Annotated in this window: 18 protein-coding genes; 5 read left to right on the top strand and 13 right to left on the bottom strand. The window is 62.4% G+C overall.

Features of this window, described 5'->3' with window-relative positions; translation table 11 throughout:
- Positions 1–9: 9 nt before the first annotated feature.
- The 10 genes from R3F07_03520 to R3F07_03475 form a co-directional block, all read right to left on the bottom strand.
- Positions 10–1,119 (bottom strand): class II aldolase/adducin family protein, encoded by a 1,110-nt coding sequence (locus R3F07_03520; GenBank protein ID MEZ5275434.1) that lies wholly within the window; start codon positions 1,117–1,119, stop codon positions 10–12.
- Positions 1,116–1,430: a EutN/CcmL family microcompartment protein gene (locus tag R3F07_03515; protein MEZ5275433.1), complete on the bottom strand. Its 315-nt coding sequence runs from the start codon at positions 1,428–1,430 to the stop codon at positions 1,116–1,118. The genes R3F07_03520 and R3F07_03515 overlap by 4 nt, the downstream gene beginning before the upstream one ends.
- 18 nt (positions 1,431–1,448) lie before the next feature.
- Positions 1,449–1,706: a EutN/CcmL family microcompartment protein gene (locus R3F07_03510; protein MEZ5275432.1), complete on the bottom strand. Its 258-nt coding sequence runs from the start codon at positions 1,704–1,706 to the stop codon at positions 1,449–1,451.
- A 2-nt stretch (positions 1,707–1,708) separates the two neighbouring features.
- Positions 1,709–3,184, bottom strand: coding sequence for an aldehyde dehydrogenase (locus R3F07_03505; protein MEZ5275431.1), 1,476 nt, complete (start codon positions 3,182–3,184; stop codon positions 1,709–1,711).
- A 54-nt stretch (positions 3,185–3,238) separates the two neighbouring features.
- Positions 3,239–3,544, bottom strand: a complete 306-nt coding sequence (locus R3F07_03500; protein MEZ5275430.1) for a EutN/CcmL family microcompartment protein — start codon at positions 3,542–3,544, stop codon at positions 3,239–3,241.
- 4 nt (positions 3,545–3,548) lie between these two features.
- On the bottom strand, positions 3,549–3,845 hold the full coding sequence (locus R3F07_03495; protein ID MEZ5275429.1) for a BMC domain-containing protein: 297 nt from the start codon (positions 3,843–3,845) through the stop codon (positions 3,549–3,551).
- A gap of 38 nt (positions 3,846–3,883) precedes the next feature.
- Positions 3,884–5,101 carry an acetate kinase gene (locus R3F07_03490; protein MEZ5275428.1) on the bottom strand — a complete coding sequence of 406 codons (1,218 nt, stop codon included), beginning with the start codon at positions 5,099–5,101 and terminating at the stop codon, positions 3,884–3,886.
- 77 nt (positions 5,102–5,178) lie between these two features.
- A complete protein-coding gene (locus R3F07_03485; GenBank protein MEZ5275427.1) occupies positions 5,179–5,454 on the bottom strand; it encodes a BMC domain-containing protein in 276 nt (91 codons plus the stop codon).
- Positions 5,455–5,491: 37 nt separating this feature from the next.
- Entirely contained in the window at positions 5,492–5,761 is a 270-nt protein-coding gene (locus tag R3F07_03480) for a BMC domain-containing protein (protein MEZ5275426.1), read from the bottom strand.
- A 59-nt stretch (positions 5,762–5,820) separates the two neighbouring features.
- Positions 5,821–6,498 carry a phosphate propanoyltransferase gene (locus R3F07_03475; GenBank protein ID MEZ5275425.1) on the bottom strand — a complete coding sequence of 226 codons (678 nt, stop codon included), beginning with the start codon at positions 6,496–6,498 and terminating at the stop codon, positions 5,821–5,823.
- 101 nt (positions 6,499–6,599) lie between these two features.
- Between R3F07_03475 and R3F07_03470 the strand changes: the two genes are divergently transcribed.
- Positions 6,600–7,367, top strand: coding sequence for a DeoR/GlpR family DNA-binding transcription regulator (locus R3F07_03470; protein MEZ5275424.1), 768 nt, complete (start codon positions 6,600–6,602; stop codon positions 7,365–7,367).
- Positions 7,368–7,937: 570 nt separating this feature from the next.
- On the opposite strand, the gene nadB is transcribed toward R3F07_03470, so the two are convergent.
- Together nadB and panC are read right to left on the bottom strand one after the other, a co-directional pair.
- Positions 7,938–9,539, bottom strand: a complete 1,602-nt coding sequence (gene nadB / locus R3F07_03465; GenBank protein MEZ5275423.1) for an L-aspartate oxidase — start codon at positions 9,537–9,539, stop codon at positions 7,938–7,940.
- A 71-nt stretch (positions 9,540–9,610) separates the two neighbouring features.
- Positions 9,611–10,453: a pantoate--beta-alanine ligase gene (gene panC / locus R3F07_03460; protein MEZ5275422.1), complete on the bottom strand. Its 843-nt coding sequence runs from the start codon at positions 10,451–10,453 to the stop codon at positions 9,611–9,613.
- A gap of 186 nt (positions 10,454–10,639) precedes the next feature.
- On the opposite strand from panC, the gene R3F07_03455 reads away from it, so the two are divergent.
- Positions 10,640–11,866 (top strand): LL-diaminopimelate aminotransferase, encoded by a 1,227-nt coding sequence (locus R3F07_03455; GenBank protein MEZ5275421.1) that lies wholly within the window; start codon positions 10,640–10,642, stop codon positions 11,864–11,866.
- Positions 11,867–11,914: 48 nt separating this feature from the next.
- Here the strand turns inward: R3F07_03455 and R3F07_03450 are convergent, their stop codons facing one another.
- A complete protein-coding gene (locus R3F07_03450; protein MEZ5275420.1) occupies positions 11,915–12,547 on the bottom strand; it encodes an ABC-type transport auxiliary lipoprotein family protein in 633 nt (210 codons plus the stop codon).
- A gap of 96 nt (positions 12,548–12,643) precedes the next feature.
- Here R3F07_03450 and R3F07_03445 point away from each other — a divergent pair, with 96 nt between their 5' ends.
- The 3 genes from R3F07_03445 to R3F07_03435 are packed head-to-tail and all read left to right on the top strand — an operon-like array spanning position 12,644 to position 16,530.
- Positions 12,644–13,321: an HAD family hydrolase gene (locus R3F07_03445; GenBank protein MEZ5275419.1), complete on the top strand. Its 678-nt coding sequence runs from the start codon at positions 12,644–12,646 to the stop codon at positions 13,319–13,321.
- A gap of 12 nt (positions 13,322–13,333) precedes the next feature.
- A complete protein-coding gene (locus tag R3F07_03440) occupies positions 13,334–15,562 on the top strand; it encodes an ATP-dependent RecD-like DNA helicase (protein MEZ5275418.1) in 2,229 nt (742 codons plus the stop codon).
- A gap of 59 nt (positions 15,563–15,621) precedes the next feature.
- Positions 15,622–16,530 carry a hypothetical protein gene (locus R3F07_03435; GenBank protein MEZ5275417.1) on the top strand — a complete coding sequence of 303 codons (909 nt, stop codon included), beginning with the start codon at positions 15,622–15,624 and terminating at the stop codon, positions 16,528–16,530.
- Positions 16,531–16,536: the final 6 nt, after the last annotated feature.

The raw sequence follows: 16,536 nt of genomic DNA, 5'->3' as shown, positions 1-16,536 counted from the left end.
TTCGCGGGATCAGTTTTCGAGCTTCTCCATGATCTGGCTGGTGATCTTCGAGACAAGAGCTTCGAGCTGCGGGTCGGGCTCAGCCGAAGGGGCCGGTCGGGAACCTGCGCCGGAGGCGGCCGGCGGAATCGTGCAGACCACGCCCGGCTGGAAGTCCGAGTTGTCGCAGAGTTCGCACTCCTTCCATTCGGAACGGATATCGTCCATCCCGAGTTTCTTGCGGATGGCAATGAGGTCCTGGAGCTTGTCCTTGCCGAAGGTGTGAAGTCCGTTGCCCAGCTGCGAGGCGATCCAGATCGTTTTGCAGTAGGCATCGGTGTTTTCCATCTTCCAGTAGGCGTCCTCGACATCCTTGCCCCAGCAGATGACCCCGTGGTTCTGCATGATGATCGACTGGTGATTGACCCCGATCTCGCCGACCGTCTGGGAGTTCTCCGGGGTGCCGGGGGTCTGGTAAGGGGCGAAACCGATCTGGCCGAGGAAAACCTCGGCCTCCGGAATCATGCAGCTGGGCGGGACGACCGAGGCCACCGCGAAAGCCGTGGCGTGCGGCGGGTGGGCGTGCACGCAGGACTTGCACTTGGGTTGGCGGGTCATGATGCCGATGTGGGTCAGGACCTCGCTCGTCCGGCGCAGGTTGCCGGCGAGTTGGCGTCCCTCCAGATCGACCAGGCAGATGTCCTCCGCCTTCATGAAGCCCTTGGAAATGAGGGTCGGGGTGCAGAGCACGAGATTGTCGCCGACCCGGACCGTGATGTTGCCGCCGTTGCCGTCGACATAATCCTTCTCCCAGATCCGACGGCCGATATCCACCATGTGCCGCTTGACCGCTTCGATGGCGGGCGAGACGAAAAACGCGGCCACTTCCGCGGGTGTTTTCGGATCGGATCCGGGCGTCCAGCGGTATTCATGATCCGGGATGATCGGTTCGGCCTTCATGGCCGACGGGACATGCGCCGCGGCCGGTGTCGTCGTGGCGGAGGGCTTGGAACCGTTGAGACCGGCGCCGCGGAAGATATCGCGGGCCGAGGGCGTGAGGACGGCGTCGGCCGGGATCGAGGCCATGCCGCCGTTGCGCAGGATCTGCTCAGCTTCGCGTGCAGTGATGACTTGCTTCATGTGTCGGAACCTCCGGATCGAGGTGGTTGATAGGTAATGGTGTCGATGATCGCCGCATTGAAGGCGTCGATCGGGATGGGATGAGTGAAGGGTGCGGTGGCTTCGGCTCCCTCGACGTAGCCGATGATGTCACCCTGTCCGGCCCCAAGGTTGTCGTAAACGACCAGGCTGTTCGCCTTGGGCAGGGGAAGGAGGTCTGCCCCGGAAAACTGACGGCGGTCGAGCGGTTGGACCAGAAGGAAGCGTCCTCCCTGAAAGGACGGTTCGCGTTGATTGAGGGTGACCTTGCCGATGACATGACCCAGTCTCATCTCGTTTCAGGCAGCTCCTCAGGTATCGGCCAGGCCGACGACGAAATTGCGCAGCGGCGAATGCGGATCGCCGACCAGTTCCCGGGTGGATGATCCATCGCTGGAGACGATGACCCGCTGGTGGAGCCCCGCGCCGAGGGGATCGACCGCCAGGACGGGCGCCCCGTCGTCGTTCCCGTCCGCATCGAGGGGCTGACAGATGACGGTGCGCCGGCCGCGCATGCTGGGATGCGCAATCGTCGCGACCACCGATCCATCCACCCGTGCGTAGAGCATGATCAGTAGATTTTCAGGTTGTCGACCATGACGCACCGGCGGGTGCGGGTGAACGTCTTCGGGGTGGTGATGCCCTCGCCGGTGGTGGTGGCGATGGAGTAGCTGAGGTAACCCTCGCCCCCCAGGCCAAGACCGGCGGTGCAGGGACCGTTCTTGATGAAGAGCGTGGTATCGAGCGCCCGGGCCATCGCCGTCATATGATCGACGTTGAGGGAGTGGATGATCGAGGAGTGCTTGTAGCCATGCTCGGCTTTCATCGCGAATTCGATGCCCTGCTCGATGGATTTGACCCGGACGACCGGGACCATCGGCATCATCTGTTCCTCCATGACGTAGGGATGATCCGGATCGGTCTCGGCGAAGAGGATCTGGGTGTCGGCGGCGACCGAGATCCCGGCGACCCGCCCGAGTTCCGAAGCGTCCCGGCCGATCAGGGTCCGGTTGAGCACCGGGTGTGAGCATCCGCCGGCATCCTTGCTGTCGGTGAAAGCCTCGGCGGTCAGACGATCGAGCTGGCTCCGGTTGAGCTGGGCGGCACCCGCTTCCTTGAAAGCGCGGATGAAGCGATCCGCCACGGTGTCCAGGACGAAGATCTCCTTCTCGCCGATGCACAGCAGGTTGTTGTCATAGGACCCGCCATGAACGATGCCGCGGGCCGCCTTCGCGATATCGGCGGTATCGTCGATCAGGACGGGCGGGTTGCCCGGACCGGCGCAGACGGCGCGTTTGCCCGAGCGCATGGCGGCCTGGACGACACCGGGACCTCCGGTCACGCAAAGCAGTCCGATTTCGGGTGCCTTGCAGAGGGCGGCAAATGAATCGAGGGTCGGGTGTTCGACCGCACAGATGAGGTTCTCAATCCCGAGTTCCCGGTGGATGGCCTCATTGAAGGCCCGGACCGCGACCGCAGCGCAGCGGGCGCCACTGGGATGAGGATTGAAGACCACGGCATTGCCCGCGGCCACGATGTTGACCACGTTGCCGCTGAGGGTCGGGATGGAATGCGTGACCGGGGTGATCGCCCCGATCACCCCGAAGGGCGTGTATTCCTCAAGGGTGATGCCGTGGTCGCCGCTCAGGCCGTAGGGCTTGAGCCACTCGACCCCCGGGACCAACTTGACGATCTGGAGCTTCTCGATCTTGTGGGCGAGCCGGCCGATCTTGGTTTCCTCGAACTCGAGCCGGCCCCATTCCACGGCTTTCTCCTCACAGAGTCCCTTGACGATCTCCACCACTTTGACCCGACCGGCGACACCTTTCTCCTTCAACTGGTGAAAGGCATCGAGAGCGGCCCGGGCGGCTTCGCCGGCGTCGTCAAAAAGGCCGAAATGCCGGCGGCTGCGGGTGGAACCGCCGTTGGCGCCGGGCGCGGCCGGTGCCGGTCCCGGACCATTGAGTTGCCCCAGGCTGCGCAGGACCTCCTCGACCACGCTGCGCACGGTCGATTCGTCCAGACTGATCTGAGTGCTTCCTGCCATTTTCTTTATGTCCTGAATTTCTGGTTACACAGTCCCCGGTAAGGGGCTCCGGGATCAGCCCGGATAGACCTGCTTGTTCATGACGTCGACCGAGTCGACGATCCCCACGACGGCGGCGTCCACCGGGAGTTGCTTGAGCCCGGTGGCCTGCCGTGCCGAACTGCCCTGACAAAAGAGGACCAGCTCGCCGTTGCCCGCCCCCATCCCGTCGACCGCCACGACAGTGTTCGAGCCGGGCCGGAACTTCGCCGGATCGGCTTCGTCGATCAGCATGGGGCGCAGAAGGAGCAGTTTGCGCCCCTTCATCGTCTCGTCCTTCTTGGTCGAGACAACGGAACCGATGACCCGGGCGAGGAACATGGCCTTACTTTCCGCCCTTGGCCGGAATCTTGGGCAGCACTTCCGCCACGTCTTCGTGTGGACGGGCGATGACCTGCACGCTGACGACTTCGCCGACCATGGAGGCGGCCTGGGCGCCGGCGTCGGTGGCGGCCTTGACCGCGGCGACGTCACCGACGACGACGGCGGTGACCAGCGCATTGCCGACCTGCTTCATCGGTCCGGCCAATTCGACATTGGCGGCCTTGAGCATGGCGTCCGTGCCCTGCACCAATGCGATGAGGCCGCGGGTTTCGAGGAGTCCGATTGCTTTTTGAGTCATGGTATTGCTTTGGTTGAAATGACCGAATGGTTGATGAGTTAAGGAGCCGACCTGGCGCGATCCTGGGTGAGTGGGTGAAGGGAGCCGACCAGTCGCCGGGTTTCCCGGGCGACGACCAGTTCCTCATTGGCGGGAATGACAAAAATCCGGGCGGCGGACCCGTCGGCCGAGAGGTCGATCTCGGGCGCGAAATCAACGTCGTTGCGGTTCGAATCGAGGCGGATGCCGAGCTGGTCCAGCTCCCGGCAGACCGCAGCCCGCAACCAGGGATTGTTTTCCCCGATTCCCCCGGTGAAGACAAGGGCGTCGCAACCGTTGAGCTCGACCAGAAAGGAACCGATCCAGTGACGGATCTGCTGGATGAGGACATCGATGGCCAGCTGCGCGCGGTCATTCCCCGCGACTGCGGCTGCGCGGATGTCGCGCAGATCATTGCTGACTCCCGAAAGGCCGAACAGGCCCCCTTCGCGGGCAAGCTGGGACTCGGCTTCCCCGAGGGAGAGATTGAGGTGGCGGACGGCAAAGGGAAGCGCCGCCGAATCGAGGTCCCCCACCCGATTGTTATGGGGAAGACCGGACTGGGGACTGAAGCCGAGGCTGCAACCGACCGCAGCTCCATTGCGGATGCCCGCGATCGAACTGCTCCCTCCGAGGTGGCAGGAGATCACGCGGACATCCGGTCCGTTGAGAACCGAAGGACCGTCCAGATAGAGGCGCCGGGTGGCCTCCGCCAGATCGTCGCGCCCGAGGAGCTCGGCCGATCGTTCAGCCACGAACTTGTGGCTCGCACCGTGGAAGCCGTAGCGGCGCACGCCCGCCTCCAGCCAGGTCCGGGGCACCGCGTAATGACGGACCGGCTCCGGCGCCCACTGGTAGAAAGCCGTCTCAAAGAGAGCGACGAGAGGAAGCCGCGCCGACCGGGCCCGGAACTGCCGAATCCCGGCCGCATAAGCCGGGTTATGGGCCGGAGCGATGTCCCGGTAGCGGTCGAGAGCCGCGAGGACCCGGTCGTCGGCCAGCAGGCAACCGGAGACTTCGCCCCCGTGGACCGCCTTGAATCCGACCGCGTCGAGATCGTCGATCGACCCGACAACGCCTTCCCGACGAAGCGAAGCCAGACAATTGTCGATGGCTTCACCGTGGTCGGAGACGCGTTCAAATCCGCCCTTCGCCAGGACGCGCGCTTCCTCACCGTCCATCTCGAAGAGACGGTATTTGAAGGAAGTCGAACCGAGGTTGGCGACGAGGATCTTCACGATTGCGGAACAGGGATGGTGGCCCGGGTCCGGGGCCGGATGGCCCCACTCCCGGATTCGCGATCAGCAGAGGTGCTTCAGATCCACTTGCCGAGCGAGGAGAGGCCTTCGTGCGGCCGGGGCAGGACCTGCACGCTGATGACCTCGCCCACCCGGTTGGCCGCCTCGACCCCGGCGTCGGTGGCGGCCTTGACCGCGGCGACATCGCCCCGGAAGAAACCGGTCACGTAACCGCTGCCGATGGTTTCCCAACCGGTCATGGTGACATTGGCCGCCTTGAGGGCGGCGTCTGCTGCTTCAAGAAGAGGACTCAGGCCCTTCGTTTCGATCATGCCCAACGCATCTTGTGCCATGGTATGTGTGATTGATTTGTTCGTACGGAATTGTGGATCAGAGACCGAACTGCTTCAGCAATTCGGGATGGGGACGTGGGATGACGTTCGAGCAGAGGTGCTCCCCGACCCGCTTGGCTGCTTCGGCACCGGCTTCCACCGCCGCCTTGACGCTGCCCACATCGCCCTTGACCAGGACGGTGACCATTCCGCCGCCGATCTGGACCAACTTGACGAGACTGACGCTCGCCGCCTTGACCATGGCATCGCTGGCTTCGACACTGCCGACGTAGCCCCGGGTTTCGACCATTCCTAGTGACTCATTCATAAACGTTCCTTTGCTGGATTTGGGTTGGTGATTGCAGAGAGAGAAAGCGGAGAGGGTCTTCAGGCGATCAGTTCGACCGTTGTATCCGGTCCAAGACCACAGGCGTTGGCCTCGTCGGTGTCGATGTGCACCTCAAGTTTGAAATCGGGGGATACCCGCACGAGGAGCTGATTCAGGGTCAGGCTGCAGGGTCCACCCACCTTCAGCTTCATCATGTCACCCTGCTTGACCCCGTAGTGATCCGCATCGTCCGGGTGCATGTGGGCATGAGGCGCGGCCCGGATGACACCTTCGGGCAGTTCCAGGAACCCGGCCGGCCCCATCAGCATGCAACCGGGCGTCCCGGCGATGTTGCCGGATTGACGCACCGGAATCCGGAAGCCGAGTGAGATGGAATCGGTGAAGGCCAACTCGACCTGGTTGATGTCACGACAGGGTCCCAGAATGCGAAGATTGGAGACGACCCGGCTGCGCGGCCCGATCAGGGTGACGGCCTCCTCGGCCGCATACTGCCCTTCCTGATACAACCACTTCTTCGGGTGAAGGGTGTGACCTTTGCCAAAGAGCGTCTCGACCGCCGCCTGGGTCAGATGACAATGACGGGCACTCACGTTCACGACCAACGGATTCGGACCGAGGGACTGCCGCGGCACCGGCCGGCCCAGACGCTCGTAAAGGACACGACGGACCAGGTGCTCGACTGTGGCACGATGAGGTTGGGTCGGAGTGGTCGTCATGGAAGTATCCGATAGATAACTCGTATGTTTTGCAATAATCTGAAAGTCACGTCAACAAAAAGTTGCATATTCTACCAAAATCTATCAAATGAGCCCTATTGATGCAGGCTGAAGAACGGCAGATGCGGATCGCAGACTACCTGAAGGAGGCGGAATTCGCCTCACTCGAGGAGCTGTCCTCCCGCCTCGGCGTCTCGGTTTCAACCATCCGCCGCGATGTGACCGCCCTTGACGAAGCCGGGACCGTCCGGCGGACCCACGGAGGAGCCCGCTGGCTCGCGGCCCGGGTCGACGAGTACGCCTTCACCGTGCGTAACTCCAAGTCAATCAAGGAGAAAGAATCGATCGCCCTGGCCTGCGCCGAACAGATCCACCACGGACAGACAGTGATCATCGATGCCGGCAGCACGGTCTACCAGGTGGCCCGGCATCTCGAGTCCAAGAGCCCGCAAATCATCACCAACTCCCTGCCGGTGGCCAATTTCTTCTCTTCCTCCCCTTCGGTCGAAGTGATTGTGAGCGGGGGGGTGATCTATCCCCGGTTGGGAGTGCTGGTCGGTCCGCTGGCGGTTGAGGCGTTCTCCAAAGCCCATGCCGATGTGGCGGTGATGAGCGCCAGCGGAGTTACCGCGGAGGGGATCTTCAACTCGCATTCCCTGCTGATCGATATGCAGCAGGCGATGATCCGGGCATCGGATCGGGTCATCTTCTGCCTCGATCACACCAAGTTCGACCGGCGCTCGCTTTTCTTCCTGACCGGGCTGGAAAACCTTCACTGCATCGTCACCGACTGGCAGACTCCGGAAACCCTGCTCTGTCCCCTCCGCTCGGCGGGAATCGAGGTCATTCAGGCGCCCCGTCCGGACTGATTCATTCTTCGAATACGGCACTTTCCCCGGAATTCTTCACAATCGCACGGGGGATCTGGATACGAGCCCCCGCCACGGCCGCCGATCCCCGATTCGCCGCCCGTTGAGGGCGCATGCCGGACAATTCTGCAGGTTCAGAAAACCTGATACAGCCCGAACCCGCTTGGTTGAGCCGATTACGGCTCATGGCCGGCTCGGGACCGCTTGTTCAAGCCGCTTTCTGACGTTCTGAAGAGAGAATTGTCACCTCAATGTGACAAAACTTCCCCTACGAAACTCCTAACTTCTTCAATATCCTTTATTTACAGATCCCCTTGAACAAACCGAAAATCTGCAATCAGACTGTCACCAAAACCCGAATTCGGGTCCGTCAGCCGCCTGCCGGGCCAGGCAACAGGCATTTTTCGAGATCCGGCCTGAAGCGATCACGTGCCAATCCGGATCGCTGCCGGCCGGCTTCTTCAACAGCCGGAGGAACGAGACGATCATCGGACGCTCAATGACCCGGAGAGCCTGAAAAATCGCGGTTCAGGAGGACTGTTCCCAAGTTATTCACAATGCCCCGGGAGGTCAGTAGGCTTCCGGATCGCGATCGACTCTGGAATCCTTCGCCACGTCGGATTTGTCGGGATAATCCAGGGTGTAATGCAACCCCCGGCTCTCGGCACGCAGAAGAGCGCATTGCACGATCAATTCGGCGGTCTGGGTGAGGTTGCGCAATTCGAGCAGCCGGGGTTCGACTCGGAAGTTCCAATAGTAGTCGTGGATTTCCCGTTTCAGGTTCCGGATACGGGTGCGCGCCCGTTCCAGGCGCTTGGTCGTGCGGACAATGCCCACATAATCCCACATCGCCCTCCGCAATTCGTCCCAATTGTGGGCGATGACCACCTGTTCGTCGGAATCGTGAGCATCGCCGGCCACCCAATCGGGAAGCGTCGGCCTCGGTCCGGACATTGTCTTAAGGTAGTCTTCGATCGCCCGGGCACCATGGTCGGCCATGACGACCGCCTCGAGCAGTGAGTTGCTGGCCAGTCGATTGGCGCCGTGCAGGCCGGTCGAGGCGACCTCACCGCAGGCAAAGAGACCCGGGAGCGAGGTTTCCGCCCTGAGATTGGTGACGACCCCTCCGCAGGTATAGTGGGCGGCGGGGACCACGGGGATCCGGTCGGTCGAGAGATTGAGGCCGAGTTTGAGACAATGGTCGAAAATCAGGGGGAACCGGTCGCGGAGGAGTGATTCGGGCCGGCCGGTGATGTCGAGCCAGACATGGGCCGCCCCGGTCTTCTTCATCTCCGAGTCGATGGCCCGCGCCACCACGTCGCGTGGGGCGAGATCGGCCGAGGGATGGTAGCGACCCATGAAGGCTTCACCCGAGAGATTGCGGAGAACGGCCCCCTCACCACGCACCGCCTCGCTGATCAGAAACCTGTCATGGGTCAGAGAATACAGGGTGGTCGGGTGAAACTGGATGAACTCCATGTTCTCGATCTCGACTCCGGCCCGCCAGGCCATGGCGATTCCGTCTCCGGTCGCGATGTCCGGGTTGGTGGTGAAGAGGTAGACCTGGCCCGCCCCACCGGTTGAAAGCATCACCACCGGGGCCCGGAAGGTCTCCACCTTGAGCGAGATCACGTCGAGCGCATAGAGGCCGACCACGCGGTCGGGTCCGCGCTCAAGCCCGAACTTTCCGGTCGTGATCAGATCGATGGCAAAGAAATGCTCCATCAGCTCGATCAGCGGATTCTCCGCCACCGCCCGCAGGAGGGCCTCCTCGATCGCCTTTCCTGTCATGTCCTTGACGTGAAGGATCCGCCGTTCGGAATGTCCGCCCTCGCGTCCGAGCGAATACCCACCGCTGGAGTCACGGCTGAACATCAGGCCCAATTCAACCAGTTCACTGATCCGGCCCGGGCCGTCCCGGACGATTGAACGGACGACCTCTTCGCGGCAGAGCCCGTCGCCGGCCACCAGGGTGTCCTGGACGTGACTCTCGAAGTCGTCGGTGTCCGAGGTCACGCAGGCGATCCCTCCCTGGGCATAGTTGGTGTTGGATTCCGCCCGGGTCTTCTTGGTGAGAATGGCGGTCCGGCGGCCGGCGGCGGCCGCTTTCAGCGCGAAGCTGAGGCCTGCGATACCTGATCCGACCACAATGACATCGAAATCCAGGGGCATGGGGAACGCGGTCGAAGCAGGGGCGGACGGAGTTTTTCGAAGGGGAAACGGAAGACGGTCCCCGACGGGGTTCAGAGAATGATATTGTCGATCAGGCGGATTTCGTCGACCCAGACGGCGACGGTCAGGAGGCTGCGGCCCGGAGTGATCTCGCGGAGGGGTTCGAGCGTCTCGGTATCGACCAGGCCCGCGTAGATGACCCGGATCCTCCGACTGGTCGAAAGCGTGTGGGTCACTTCTGCGATGATCCGATCCACATTGTGATGACCGGAGTCGTAGAGGGCCTTGGCCGCGTTGAGCGCCTTGTAGATGACGGCAGCGTCGCCGCGCTGGGTCGAGTGAAGTTTCCGGTTGCGCGAGCTCATGGCCAGTCCGTCCGGTTCCCGAACGGTCGGGCAGACGAGGATCTGGACAAAAAAGTGAAGGTCCGCGACCATCTTGCGGACGACGGCCGCCTGCTGGGCATCTTTCTGGCCGAAAACCGCCAGATCGGGATGGACAATATTGAAAAGCTTGGCGACCACGGTGAGAACCCCGCGAAAATGATGGGGGCGGGAAATCCCGCAGAGTCCGGTGCTCAGCCGCTCTTCAAGGACATAAGTGGAGTATCCCTGCGGATACAATTCCTCCTTCCCCGGCAGGAAGACGATGTCCACTCCTTTCTCCCGACACACCTCGATATCCTTTTCAACGTCCCGTGGATAGGCTTCGAAGTCTTCGTTCGGCCCGAACTGGGTCGGATTGACGAAGATCGAAACCACCACGGTATCCGCTTGCGCGCGGGCCGCTTCGATCAGGCTGATATGTCCCTGATGCAGGGCGCCCATGGTGGGCACCAGACCGATCAGCCGGTTCTTGGAGCGCAGGCTGATGGCCTGCGACTGCATCTCGAGGACTGACTCTATGATCTGCATGGACAAAGGGGACGGACAGAGGTTTTGTGAAAAACGGATCCAGAAACTCTCATGCCTTCGATGACTTCACCGACCGACCATCAGCCTCCGGAAACCTTCTCCGAGCTTGAACAATCAATTCGGCTGTCGCTTATAGGCAAGTTCCAAACGAAGAGTCCCTTCTGAAGCAATCACCCGTTTTTCGTCATGATTCCGATCAACACCCACTACCAGAAACTCCAGGCTTCCTATCTTTTCTCCGATATCGCCAAGAGGGTCAGCGCCTTCCAGCAGCAGAATCCCGACCGGCCCCTGATCAAGCTAGGCATCGGCGACGTGACCGAGCCACTGCCTCCGGCCTGCATCAGCGCCTTCCACCGGGCGGTCGACGAGATGGGCGACCGCTCAACCTTCCGGGGTTATGGTCCGGAACAGGGATACGAGTTCCTCCGATCCGCCATCGCGACCCATGATTTTCAGGCGCGGGGTGCGGAGGTATCTCCCGACGAGATCTTCGTCAGTGATGCCTCCAAGTGTGACGGGGGCAATATCCAGGAGATCTTCGCCACGGACATCCGGATCGCGGTCCCTGATCCCGTTTACCCGGTCTATGTCGACACCAACGTGATGGCCGGCCGGACCGGTCCTTGGAAGGATGGACGCTATGAAGGGCTGGTTTACCTTGAGGCGACCGCCGCCAACGGCTACGTGCCCGCCCTGCCCTCCGAGCCCGTCGACCTCATCTACCTCTGCTACCCCAACAATCCAACCGGGGCCACCCTGAACCGCGGGCAGCTGCAGGTCTGGGTCGACTACGCCCGCGAACACGGTTCCCTCATTCTCTTCGACGCCGCCTACGAAGCGTTCATCCGGGATGAGTCGATTCCCAGATCGATCTTCGAGCTCGAAGGCGCGCGCGAGGTCGCGATTGAGTTCCGCAGCTTCTCGAAGAATGCCGGGTTCACCGGGACCCGCTGCGCCTTCACCGTCGTCCCGAAGTCGCTGAAAGGTCGCGACGCCCAGGGGAAGCCGGTTGATATCCATGCCCTCTGGCACCGGCGCCATGCCACCAAGTTCAACGGTGTCTCCTATCCGATCCAACGGGCGGCCGAGGCGGTCTATACCCCGGAGGGGCAGAGCCAGACCCGCCGGCTGACGGACTTCTATCTGGAAAACGCCATGATCATCCGACGCGCGATGGAGTCGATCGGCCTGGCCTGTGTCGGCGGCGACAACGCGCCCTATATCTGGATACAGACGGGGGGTGATTCCTGGGCCTTCTTTGATCGTCTGCTCAATGAGGCCGGTGTTGTCTGCACCCCGGGATCCGGCTTCGGCCGATGTGGCCAAGGCTGCATTCGTCTGAGCGCCTTCAACAGTCGGGAAAATGTCGAGAAGGCGGTGGCGCGGGTAATGAAGGCTCTGGGCGGCTGAAGAGCCCGGGGCAATGTCCGGCCCTCGGGCAACAAACGGGGTGGGAGCTCAGGGAAAAACCTTCGACCCACCCATCCCCGCGATATTCTCGCTCACGCTTGTCGCGACGGCGTCGGCGAGATCGTCGGCCAGTTCGGTCAACATGATCTTGAGACGCTCGTAATCCCGACCATCCCAGCCTTCCGCCTCCCGGACGTAGATCCCGGAAGCAAGGGCCGAGGCCGAAGGTTGACCGTAGGGCGCAATCCGCCATCCGGCATCAACCACCGCGCGGCCGGGACCTCCTAGAGACACGTCCCCTTCAAATCGGTCCACCACGACGGTGACGGCCACGCGCGGGGGAGAACCGGGAGCGCCTCCGGAAGCCACGATTCGACTGACACCCGGCGTGGCGGCCAGACGGGTTCGCAGGAGACGGCCGAGTCCATCCTCAAGGGGCTCCGCCCATTGATTGCGTTCGGAGTACTGAATCTGCGCGCCGGACCGAACCGCAAGTTCCGGTCGATCGAGATGCTCCTCGACGGCCAGCTGAAAAGTGATGGGCACTCCCGCACCCGCAGCCAACGTCACCGGTCCCACCGATTCGGAACTGACCGTATGCAACTGGATCTCTTCCGGCGCAACCGGAGTGGTGCAGCCGGAGATCATGGCGGCGAGACCGCCGATCAGGACAGCGGGCAAGAGGCTACCCGGTCGGCGAGTTCGGCCGTATGACCGTCCCGGCGGTTCCATTTCGCGCTTCCGTTTCGCGAGCGATGGCGTCATTGCTCTTCCCGCATGACTTTTCAGCCTCAAGGCGTCCTCTTTGACCTCGACGGAACCCTGCTCGACCACTTCAACGTCCTGCATCGCTGCTACGTTCACACCTTGGGAAAACTCGGCCTCGCGGTGCCCGATTTTGAAACAGTCCGACGATCGGTCGGGGGATCGATGGAAGTGACGATGGGGCATTTTGTCGGGCAGCAACATATGCAGGAGGCCGTCGCCATCTGGCGCCGGCATTTCGATGAGATCTTTCTCGAGGACGTGACAATGCTGCCGGGCAGTCTCGCTCTCGTCGAGGAACTTCACCGCCGGGGTGCCCGCCTGGCCGTTTTCACCAACAAAATCGGTGACCAGAGTCGGCGGATCTGCACCCATCTTGGCCTGGATCCGATGATTGAGTTCGTGCTGGGAGCCAATGACACGCCCTACCGGAAACCCCAACCGGAATTCAGCCGGGCGGTCCTCGACCGACTTTCGGTCCCTGGGGAGGAGGTCGTCTTCATCGGCGACTCCCCCTTCGACATCGAGGCCGCCCACTGTGTTTCGCGCCCCGCCTATTGCGTGACGACGGGCACCCACACAAGGGACGAATTGATCGCGGCGGGGGCTGACGGTGTTCATCCGGACATGTTTGAACTGGCGCGGTCGGTCTTCCGGATCGAGATTGAGCCCGTCCGGTGTGAAGGCTGAACTCGGTAAACGATGTCCGGGCACGCGCCAACCGCAGACGAGACCCTCGAGGGTGTTCTTGAGCGTATCATTTTCTTCAACGAGGAGAACCACTACTGCATCGCCGAGTTCCGGCCGGGCGATGGACAGAACAAGACGACCATCGTGGGCGCCCTCCCGGGTGTTCAATGTGGCGAGACCCTGAAGCTGAAAGGCGCCTGGGTCCGGCATCCCCAGCACGGCGACCAGTTCAAAGTGCAGTCGTTCTCGTCCGAGCTTCCAGCCACCGTCTACGGCATCCGCAAGTATCTGGGCAGCGGGTTGGTTCCCGGCATCGGGAAAGTCTACGCCAACAAAATCGTCGATCAGTTCGGTGAGGACACCCTCCGGGTGATCAGCGAGGAATCCGCCCTGCTGCGCAAGGTCCCGGGCATCGGAAAAGGACGGGCCGCGGCGATCAAGTCCGCCTGGGACGAGCAGAGCGCCCTTCGGGAGGTCATGGTCTTCCTGCAAACCTACGGAGTCAGCGTCTCCCAATGCCTGCGCATCGTGAAGACCTACGGTTCCGAGGCACGCACCGTTCTCCAGCAGGAACCCTACCGGGTGGCCCGCGAGATCGACGGGATCGGTTTCAAGACGGCCGATCGCATCGCGATCAATCTGGGATTCGCCAACGACAGTCCGCCGCGTCTCGATGCGGGCCTCGTTTATGCCATGCAGGCGCTCGAGGAGGAGGGACACACCGCGTTCCGCGAGGACGAGCTGCTCGACCGCGCGGCCGAGATGCTCCAGACCGACCGCCAACTCCTCGTCGCGCGGTGCCAGGCCCTCGTCAGCGAACGGGTGTTTGTCCGGTATCCATCAAGCGAGGACAACCCGTCCGGCCGTTTCATCCAGCTGCCGCTCTCCGAGCGCGCCGAGGGTCGGATCGCCGACTCCGTCCGACGCCTTGGCGCGGTCAGATCCGGCCTCCCTCCCATCCGGATCGATGCCGCGGTGGCCTGGGCGCAGCAACGGGCGGGCTTCCCCTTCAGCCCCGATCAGGAACAGGCCATCCGCGAAGCCCTCTCCCACAAGCTCTTCGTCCTGACTGGAGGACCCGGTACCGGGAAGACAACCATCCTGCGCGCCCTGGTCGAGATCCTGAAAGCCAAGAAAGTCCGGGTCCATCTGGCCGCGCCCACCGGCCGGGCGGCCCAAAGACTGGCCGAAACGACCGGAGGCTTCGCCCAGACCATCCACCGCCTGCTCAAGTTCGAGCCGGCCCGGGGCGGTTTCACGGTCAATCAATCCCAACCGCTGAACACTGATTTCCTGATCGTCGATGAGGCCAGCATGCTGGATGCGCGGATGGCCGCAGCGGTCTTTCAGGCGATGCCCTCATCCGCCCACCTCGTGCTGGTCGGCGACATCGACCAATTGCCCTCGGTTGGCGCCGGCAATGTCCTCAACGACCTGATTGCCAGCGCGGTGGTTCCGGTGGTGCGCCTCCGGGTCATCTTCCGGCAACAGGCCCACAGCCTGATCGTGACCGCCGCCCATGCGATCAACCGCGGCGAAGTCATCCTCCCTCCGACCGTGGACAAACCCGAAGACATCGACGAAAGCGGCGATCTCTGGTTTCTCTCGGCTGTTTCCGCCGAGGATTGCCTGCAAAAGGTCCTCGGCCTGCTGCGTTCCACCATCACTCAACGCTTCCATCTGGACCCGATCGCCGACACCCAGGTGCTGGCGCCGATGCACCGCGGCCCGGTCGGAGTCGGCAACCTCAATCGCGAGATGCAAACCCTGTTCGCCGGTCGACAGACCAGCCGGGGCCTACCGACCCTCAAGACCGGTTTCGGCGAGTTCCGCGTGGGCGACAAGATCATCCAGACCCGGAACAACTACGACAAGGGACTCTTCAACGGTGATATCGGGTCGATCACTTCGGTTGATCCCGAGAGCGGAACCTTCCAGGCCGACTTCGACGGAGACAGCCACGAATTTGACCGCGGCGACCTGACTGACATCAGCCTGGCCTACGCGATCAGCATCCACAAGTCCCAAGGGAGTGAGTACCCGGCGGTCATCGTGCCGCTCCTGAAGAGCCATTTCATGATGCTGCAGCGCAATCTCCTCTACACCGCGATCACCCGGGGGAAAAAACGGGTCATCGTGGTCGGCGAATCCGCAGCCTATGCCATGGCGGTGCGCAACAGCGACAGCCGGCAGCGCTGCACTCTGCTCAAGGCGCGGATCCTGGAGAACCGGGGATCGTGATCGGCCCGGGATTCCTCCAATTCGTGTGCGGATGCCCGAACAAGACCGGAGGAACCTCGATGAAGAGCGCCCTGACTGTTTTTCTGATTCTCTGGACCGGCGTCTCACCCCGGTTGCTCTTCGCAGAAACGCACCCGGAACTCACCCTACTGGAAGCTCTCCCGATCGAAGGACCGGCCCACCTGCAACCATCCGGCCTGGTTTTCCGCGAGGGAGAACTCTATGCGGTGTGCGACAAGCATCCCCATACCATCTTCCAGGTGCTCCGGGAGGCCGACAGCGCCCGCTTCCGGCCTGCCCTTGAGTTTCTCCCACCTGAGGGTACCCCGCCCGACTTCAACCTCGACCTCGAAGGTATCTGCGTCGATCCGTCCGGACGATTTCACCTTGTCTCCGAAACGTCCTTCCGGGCGCTGATCGTCGATGGCTCGGGGCAGGCCCGATGGACAACCCCGGACCTGAAGCCCGTAGGGCTGAAGGCCGGACTCTTCGCCACCAGGGGCGGCGATCTCGAGGGAATCGTCCTGCTCGAAAACGGTGAATACCTGTTGGCGAGCGAACGCCAACCGCGCGGGCTGATCCGGGTCCGGGCGGACGATGAATCCGCGTCAATCGAAGCTTGGCAGATGGAGGATCCAGACCGGATGGTTCCCAAAGGCCGCACCCTCGACTTCTCGGACCTGTGCCAGTGGCGCGGCCGACTTTTTGTGCTTGAGCGAAACCTGCACCTCGTCACCGAACTCCTGCCCGATGGGGATCGATTTCAAATCGGCGAATCCTGGTCCTACGAAAAGACTGTAAACGCACCCGAATGGAGATACGCCGACCGCACCTATGGACTGGCGGAAGGACTGGCCATCAATGACCGGGAAATCCTCGTCCTGATCGACAACAATGAAGGCGCGCGGGCCGGCGACCCGGACGATCATCGCCCCGTCCTCTTTGTCTTCCGCAATCCGATCGAATGAACCTTC

The sequence above is a fragment of the Opitutaceae bacterium genome, assembly GCA_041395105.1.
Taxonomy (GTDB): Bacteria; Verrucomicrobiota; Verrucomicrobiia; order Opitutales; family Opitutaceae; genus B12-G4.
This window is presented reverse-complemented; position numbering and strand designations above follow the sequence as displayed.